This is a genomic window from Vibrio sp. V08_P9A1T1 (assembly GCF_963874405.1).
Lineage (GTDB): Bacteria > Pseudomonadota > Gammaproteobacteria > Enterobacterales > Vibrionaceae > Vibrio > Vibrio anguillarum.
On the sequence record NZ_CAWNIB010000082.1, the window covers coordinates 1 to 7,068 of the forward strand.

Annotated in this window: 7 protein-coding genes; 2 read left to right on the plus strand and 5 right to left on the minus strand. The window is 42.4% G+C overall.

Annotated elements, in window-relative coordinates; genetic code table 11:
* Positions 1–645: response regulator (locus AACT21_RS04325; protein WP_141195239.1), on the plus strand; the 645-nt coding region annotated here is incomplete at its 5' end.
* A 461-nt stretch (positions 646–1,106) separates the two neighbouring features.
* Here the strand turns inward: AACT21_RS04325 and AACT21_RS04330 are convergent.
* Positions 1,107–2,150: a GMP reductase gene (locus AACT21_RS04330; protein WP_017046019.1), complete on the minus strand. Its 1,044-nt coding sequence runs from the start codon at positions 2,148–2,150 to the stop codon at positions 1,107–1,109.
* 565 nt (positions 2,151–2,715) lie between these two features.
* On the opposite strand from AACT21_RS04330, the gene AACT21_RS04335 reads away from it, so the two are divergent.
* Complete coding sequence (locus tag AACT21_RS04335) at positions 2,716–3,717, plus strand: 2-hydroxyacid dehydrogenase (protein WP_017046018.1); 1,002 nt, start codon at positions 2,716–2,718, stop codon at positions 3,715–3,717.
* A 78-nt stretch (positions 3,718–3,795) separates the two neighbouring features.
* Here AACT21_RS04335 and AACT21_RS04340 read toward each other — a convergent pair whose 3' ends face one another.
* The 4 genes from AACT21_RS04340 to AACT21_RS04355 form a co-directional block, all read right to left on the minus strand.
* Positions 3,796–4,233 (minus strand): PAS domain-containing protein, encoded by a 438-nt coding sequence (locus AACT21_RS04340; protein ID WP_017046017.1) that lies wholly within the window; start codon positions 4,231–4,233, stop codon positions 3,796–3,798.
* A 2-nt stretch (positions 4,234–4,235) separates the two neighbouring features.
* Positions 4,236–5,240, minus strand: coding sequence for a response regulator (locus AACT21_RS04345; RefSeq protein ID WP_094163660.1), 1,005 nt, complete (start codon positions 5,238–5,240; stop codon positions 4,236–4,238).
* A 164-nt stretch (positions 5,241–5,404) separates the two neighbouring features.
* On the minus strand, positions 5,405–5,644 hold the full coding sequence (locus tag AACT21_RS04350; RefSeq protein WP_094163662.1) for a hypothetical protein: 240 nt from the start codon (positions 5,642–5,644) through the stop codon (positions 5,405–5,407).
* Between the two features lie 209 nt (positions 5,645–5,853).
* Positions 5,854–6,216, minus strand: coding sequence for a hypothetical protein (locus tag AACT21_RS04355; RefSeq protein ID WP_026027849.1), 363 nt, complete (start codon positions 6,214–6,216; stop codon positions 5,854–5,856).
* Positions 6,217–7,068 lie beyond the last annotated feature (852 nt).

Genomic DNA, 7,068 nt, shown 5'->3' on the forward strand with positions numbered 1-7,068 from the left:
GGTCTGGGGCTCGGCTATTGCCAGCGTGTCATGCGCTCTTTTGGCGGCCGAGTTGAATGCAAATCGAAACTGGGGGAGTTTACGGAATTCCACTTATACTTTCCTATGGTACCCAATGCCCCCCAAGCCGACTCGCTTCGTACTCCTGATTTCAAAAGTTGGCAACAACCTAAACCTAATACCGAGCAAAGAACCGTTGACAATATACAACCAATCGATAAGCCATTTCTAATCAATAACAAAGCCCCCACGGTGCTCATCGTTGACGATAAAGAAGTACAACGCTCACTAGTTCAAATGTATCTGAACCAACTTGGTGTTAACAACTTGCAGGCAAACAACGGTGAAAATGCAGTAGAAATCTTTAAAGCGAATTCCATCGATTTGATCTTGATGGATATTCAAATGCCAGTTATGAATGGTTTTGAAGCCAGCCAAATCATTAAGGCGCATTCTCCGCAGGTTCCGATCATTGCGCTGTCAGGTGAATCTGGCGAACGTGAGCTAGAAATGATTAGCAAGCTGATGGACGGTCGTTTAGAGAAACCGACGTCATTAAATGCGTTACAGCAAGTAATCAGCCATTGGTTAAATAAAGACGTTGTACCCAATGCTCATACAGCAAAGAGTGGAACGGTTATTTGACGTAATTGAAGATACCAACATCTAGATAAAACTCAGCCAGTACCAAAACCATTTCAGTGCTGGCTGACATTTTAAAACCGCATAATCTATTATAAACCGTCTACTACCTACACTCGCCAAGCCTTGACCTCAGGGACCCCAAGTGGTTCTAGCTGAATATCTAATGAACCCATGCAAGTTATACATGCAATAATTACATATTCACCTTGTTTCACATCTCATTTCATGAACGACAGGGTTGAGCACCGCACCTTTTCAGTCTACTGTTTGTAGCGAAAGACAGGTTCGACTTAAACAACACCTTTGCTTGCACACTTTTAGCCGCCTATTTTTGGCGGCTTTTTTCTTGCTAGGCAATTATTTCCTTTTTAACAGCGCAATACACTCTTCGTAGTGAGGGGCATAATTAATCAGAGCCGCAAAAGCGGCTCTGATTAATTATGGTTGTTAAAACTATTGATTTACTCGCGGCCAAACACGTTATTTTCTTGCTCTTGTACGCGGATAAATGTGGTGCGCTTAGTTAACTCTTTTAACTTAGCTGCACCGACATAAGTACAAGTTGAACGCACACCGCCAAGAATGTCAGAGATGGTGTCGTGAACGCTGCCACGGAAAGGTAGCAATACAGTTTTGCCTTCCGCTGCGCGGTATTTTGCAACGCCGCCAGAGTGCTTCGCCATTGCAGACTGTGACGACATGCCGTAGAACTTCATGTAGCTCACGCCATCTTTTTCAAACACTTCGCCGCCAGATTCTTCATGGCCTGCAAGCATGCCACCAAGCATGACAAAATCAGCGCCACCACCAAAGGCTTTAGAAACGTCACCTGCGCATGTACAGCCACCATCACCAATGATACACCCGCCTAATCCGTGCGCCGCATCGGCACATTCAATAATGGCTGAAAGCTGAGGATAACCAACACCTGTTTTCACGCGCGTGGTACAAACCGAACCTGGGCCGATACCAACTTTTACGATATCCGCACCCGCAAGGATGAGCTCTTCACACATGTCACCGGTGACAACGTTACCTGCCGAGATCACTTTATCTGGAAATTGTGCACGCACGCGTTGTACGTAATCGACCAAGTGCTCAGAGTAGCCGTTAGCAATATCAACACAGATGAAAATCAGATCGTCACTAAGCGCCATGATGTCTTTGGTTTTTTGAAAATCAGCATCAGATGTACCTGTAGAAACCATCACATGCTTAAGTGTTGATGTATCGGCGTTTTTAACAAACTCAGCCCAATCAGCTACTGAGTAATGTTTATGAACCGCTGTCATTACATCATGTTCAGCAAGTGACTTCGCCATAGCAAAACTGCCTACCGAGTCCATATTCGCCGCAATAACAGGCACGCCGGACCATTGACGCCCACTATGCTTGAATGTAAAATCGCGGGTTAAATTTACTTGAGAACGGCTTTTTAGTGTTGAACGCTTAGGGCGAAACAGGACATCTTTAAAACCTAACTTAAGTTCTTGTTCGATACGCATTATGTAATTCCTTGATTAATTGACCATTTGTGTCTCTTTTGCAGAGTGCGTAGTACCTTCGTTGGCAGACGTCAGTACATTTTGGACACAAAAAAACCGGAGCGTTGGCAGACGCTCCGGTTTTCAGCATTATAGGCCCGGATTTCTTATCGGCAAGTCTGATATTTGCATTTTTTTTGTGGTACTATCTCGAAACTTTCATATCCGACACTTCTCAAGTTCATCTCTCTCAAATACTCATCGTGTAAATTTTTATTTTTCAATACGTTATTAAAGAACGCATCATTTTAGCGAAAGCTTTCATACAATAAGCAAACGTTACCTTGTTCAGCATTGCGCCGAAAATGTGAGAGAAATCACATTCACAGAAGAGGTGACTCAGACATTTCTATCGGCGATTTTTACAGATTGTGGTGAATTTTTATCATTAATCCGTCCGTTTTCGATTTTAGTGACATCCCCCCGCAACTCCTACCATCCCAAAGACATAGTTATTTTGTGGTTTATTTTCTGTGATATTAGGCGTATTTATAGTGAAAATTATAAGTCTAATTAGGAAGAGAACATGATCAACATTGCATTTTTCAGCGCAAAATCTTATGACGCGAGTTCTTTCTCAGAGGTCAGTGATACAAAGATCTTCTCGCTGCACTTTCACGATTTTCGACTCACCCCAGCCACAGCTAAAATGGCCCAAGGATGCACTGTGGTGTGTGCCTTTGTGAATGACGACTTAAGTCGCCCAGTATTGAGCCAATTGTATGAAAATGGGACGAGGCTTATCGCAATGCGCTGTGCCGGATTTGATAAAGTCGATCTCGATGCCGCAAAAGAGCTGGGTATTCAAGTGGTGCGAGTGCCTGCATATTCACCAGAATCGGTGGCAGAGCACACGGTAGGAATGATGATGTGTTTGAATCGCCGCTTTCACAAGGCGTACCAACGTACCCGAGACGCTAACTTCTCATTAGAGGGGTTGGTCGGGTTTAACTTCTTCGGTAAAACCGCGGGAGTTGTTGGCACAGGAAAAATTGGTATTGCCACAATGCGTATTTTGAAAGGGTTGGGAATGAAGGTACTGTGCTTCGACCCTTATCAGAACCCTTTGGCGATTGAACTCGGTGCAACTTACTGCAGCCTTGAGGAAATCTACCAACAAAGTGATGTGATTACGCTTCACTGCCCAATGTCGCCAGAGAACTACCATTTACTCAACAGCCACGCATTTTCCCAAATGAAAGATGGCGTCATGATTGTAAACACCAGCCGAGGTGAATTACTCGACTCAGTTGCAGCAATTGAAGCACTGAAACAAGGTCGTATCGGCGCTCTTGGTTTAGATGTTTACGACAATGAAAAGGATCTTTTCTTCCAAGATAAGTCGAATGATGTGATTGTCGATGATGTATTCAGACGCCTATCGGCTTGCCACAATGTACTATTTACGGGACATCAAGCCTTTTTGACTGAAGATGCACTACACAATATCGCTCAGACAACTTTGGATAACATTCGTGCCTTTGCAAACAATCAACGTTGCGGAAATGAGCTTGTAACGCTTGATTAATTAAACCCATCGATAATATGAAGCCTCCTTGATGAAACACTAAAAGGAGGCTTCGAAATCATCAACACCCTGATTCTATCAACGTATTTGTAAAGAGGCTAACGCTTCAGATGTGGCATCCTGTATTGATAAAAACAATGAGTTAATTTTCCCCGTCGTGGTTCGCATCGGGTTTAAAGTAATGCTTTGGTACATATAATCGGCTTGCTGAGTGACAGGGCGAACATTACGACATTTGAAGAGATATGGGCGCTGCTGCCAAGTAATAAAACTACGACAACCTAAGTCATACACAGGTTTAGTTTTGAGCTTAAACCACTCTTGGGGGATTTCAGGAAACAGTTCAAAAATGGTTTTACCAATCGCATCGTGCCCTTGAATACCGCTGTGGTGTGTCATGAATCCATTCCACACTTGCACTTCGTAATCACGATTAATCACGATCAGCCCCATATCGACATTCTGCACCATATCCACCATCCAGTGGAACTGTTCAAATTCTGCAGGGAGATTCATCGTTAAAAATCCTCCATCAAGTACGCTAATTTACTGTCTAGCAACGGAAGAGACTCATCGACAAACATAAAGAGCAAGTCACAGCGGATCGTCGTTTGATCAATGTTGTAGCTCACTTCAAACGTCATCGTTTTTTTAAATGATCCAGCGGTTGAATTGATCACAGAGTCAATGGAGATGTGTTGCCCAAGCAATACTGGAGAGCTTTGAAAAAAACGCACCTCCGATTGCTCGCCTAATCCATTCAGAAAAGAACCAACTAATATGTTTGATACATCCATTAACAGTTCTAATTCTTCAAGCTCTTCACTGTCTGCTGGCACTTTCATTAATTTTTTCAGGTCAGAAACACTGGAATCACTCAAGAGCACCAGTGCTTCACCTGCAATGCCTTCACCGCTAAAGCCTTGACATACACCAGAAACTTGATCATTTTCCGCCAAGTCACGAAGTGCCATATGTAGCTCACTCACTTCAAAAATATTGACGTTTGGTAGCGGTAAATGAACAAATACATCAAAGTGTCGCGCCAGAGCATCAGCTGCTCGACCAATCGAAACGTTCGCAACTTCCATATAGATGTCACGACGTTTTAAGATAGGTAGTTCAACAGAGATAGGCGTAACGATACGAGGCTGTGTTGGCGGTTCGACTAACTCTCGTAGTACGCTATTTAACACGTCCTTATCAATCGGCTTTTGAATAAAAGCACGCGCCCCTAACGCCAATACTCGCTCTTTCGCTTTCGGCTGTATATCACCAGAAACAACAACAACAGGCGTTGTCATCCCTCTGCGTTGCATCTCTTCTAGCGTTCCGTAGCCGTCCAGTTCAGGCATAGTTAAATCGAGGAACATTAATTTAAAATCATGCTCTTCAAGATTTTTGATGCCATCTAAACCATGGATTGCGAAAGTAATATCGGCGTTTAGAGAGGCGGGAAGTGAACGAGCCATCTGCTTCCGAGCCAGTGCCGAGTCATCACAGATGAGTACGGGGAAAGACATGTAATCACCTTCTATTTATTAATTCGATAAATAGAGTGTATACCTAAACCTCGCGTAGATGCGAGTTGCGCAAAAAATTAATTAAAAAGTTTTAGGGGTTATAAAAGGCTACACACTCAAGCGAAACATCGGTTAGCAAACAACAATGCTCGCTCATTTCAACCTCATAGTGAGGGCCAGAAGGTCAGTACAACAATCCGCAACACAATAGCGGTAACAATGAATGCCACTCCCAAGCGGTACCACTTATATTCCTCAATTGACATGGGAATGCGACGATAAAACATCGTGATGACACCTTTCCAATCATGGCTACGTTTACCATACCGCACAATACTCGTCACAATAAAAATAATGCCCAGCATTAAGATAACTTTCTCTGCCCAAAATAATCCGATGCCCATAGTACTTCCTTGTCCAGGAGATAAATAATCATTGCCAACAGTGTATATCGAAAAGATGAGCGCCACTCTTGGACAAAAGTCTAAAGTGCAAAAGCACCAAAAGGGCCCAGTGAGGAAGCCCTTTTGCATTAACAGAAATAATTTAGTTCACTATCACATTAACCATCTTACGCGTAAGTTACGCATAAATACGCTATGTATTAAGTGCGCTACGCGTGATGCGCCGTTGTTTTAGAGATTGCAGAGGTTAATTTATCTCGATAACTGAACCAGAGGTATGTCACGACAATAGAGAAGAAGAGATACGACAAAGCAAAGATAAAAGGCGATGTGATCAATTGCGCCGATATCCCCCACGCAACACCGATAATGGTCACTGTCAATTTAGCAAGAAGCCCACAGATGAGAAGAAAAAGGGCAAACTCCGGCACTTTAGTACTTCGAAACGCAAACCAGTAACAGCTGCCTACTGCGAGTGACGCGATGTAAAGCCCAAGCAAAAATGAATGAAAGTGATCAGCAGAGGCCACACCCGCCGAGACAGACGCCATTAAAATCAGTATTAGTTTCATGTTGTAAACCTCTCTTTTTATGAGAAAGTATCCATTCATTTTCGAAAACTCAGTTTACATACATTTTCCTCCATTAAATAAGAATTTCAAGTACAAAAAATAAGCAGCTTTTCCTTATTGGCTTAGAATAAAATAATTGTTAATCAGTGGTTAACAACAGAAAACCCGAAAATTAGATGGGACACGGCATTACCCAAAAAAACACTTCAAAATGGAACTATTTGTAACAAATATTTAACCGAGTAAATATTTCATTGAAAGTACAAATTTGTGATGTGTACAGCGCAACGTTCCGAGTTGTCACCAAAACAACTTGAAGATGCTATTTGATAGGGAAAAACTGCCTCAGTTTTGAGGAGAGTCATTCAGCCAAAAAGAGAGCCATTAAATAGGAAAGTAAACCTAACCCTTCTCCTCACTCAATGAACGTTGGCCAGTAATAAACGGCTTCAACCATCGAACTCATCTGACCACTAAATCTGGCTAAAACTTCAACTATGTCAATGGGTAATAGAATAGTAATGTTAATTTCAAGCCTCATCATAAGAAAATGCAACATAGAGCATAAAACCTAACAATTTTAAGAAAGTTTTTCGAGTTTTATCGAGTTATGATTGACAAGATAAAAGTTTGAACTAGACTTTGCACTAGCTAGAAAGCAGTTCTTTGTATACACATACGTCTCGTTGGATTACTTGTAACTCCCCCGTCGTGTCGTACGCAATAGCAATCTACTTTTCCACGCTATCCGCGCCGTATTCGGCTGTAAAATTTTTTTTGATTTTGGGTATAAAAATGGCTAACACAGTTACTGGTACAGTAAAATGGTTCAACGAAACTAAAGGTTTCGGT

What these genes read in the sequence shown, in the direction of transcription:
- AACT21_RS04330 (WP_017046019.1), bottom strand. Translation starts at nt 2,150, where the DNA reads ATGCGTATCGAACAAGAACTTAAGTTAGGTTTTAAAGATGTCCTGTTT.
- AACT21_RS04335 (WP_017046018.1), top strand. Translation starts at nt 2,716, where the DNA reads ATGATCAACATTGCATTTTTCAGCGCAAAATCTTATGACGCGAGTTCT.
- AACT21_RS04340 (WP_017046017.1), bottom strand. Translation starts at nt 4,233, where the DNA reads ATGAATCTCCCTGCAGAATTTGAACAGTTCCACTGGATGGTGGATATG.
- AACT21_RS04345 (WP_094163660.1), bottom strand. Translation starts at nt 5,240, where the DNA reads ATGTCTTTCCCCGTACTCATCTGTGATGACTCGGCACTGGCTCGGAAG.
- AACT21_RS04350 (WP_094163662.1), bottom strand. Translation starts at nt 5,644, where the DNA reads ATGGGCATCGGATTATTTTGGGCAGAGAAAGTTATCTTAATGCTGGGC.
- AACT21_RS04355 (WP_026027849.1), bottom strand. Translation starts at nt 6,216, where the DNA reads ATGAAACTAATACTGATTTTAATGGCGTCTGTCTCGGCGGGTGTGGCC.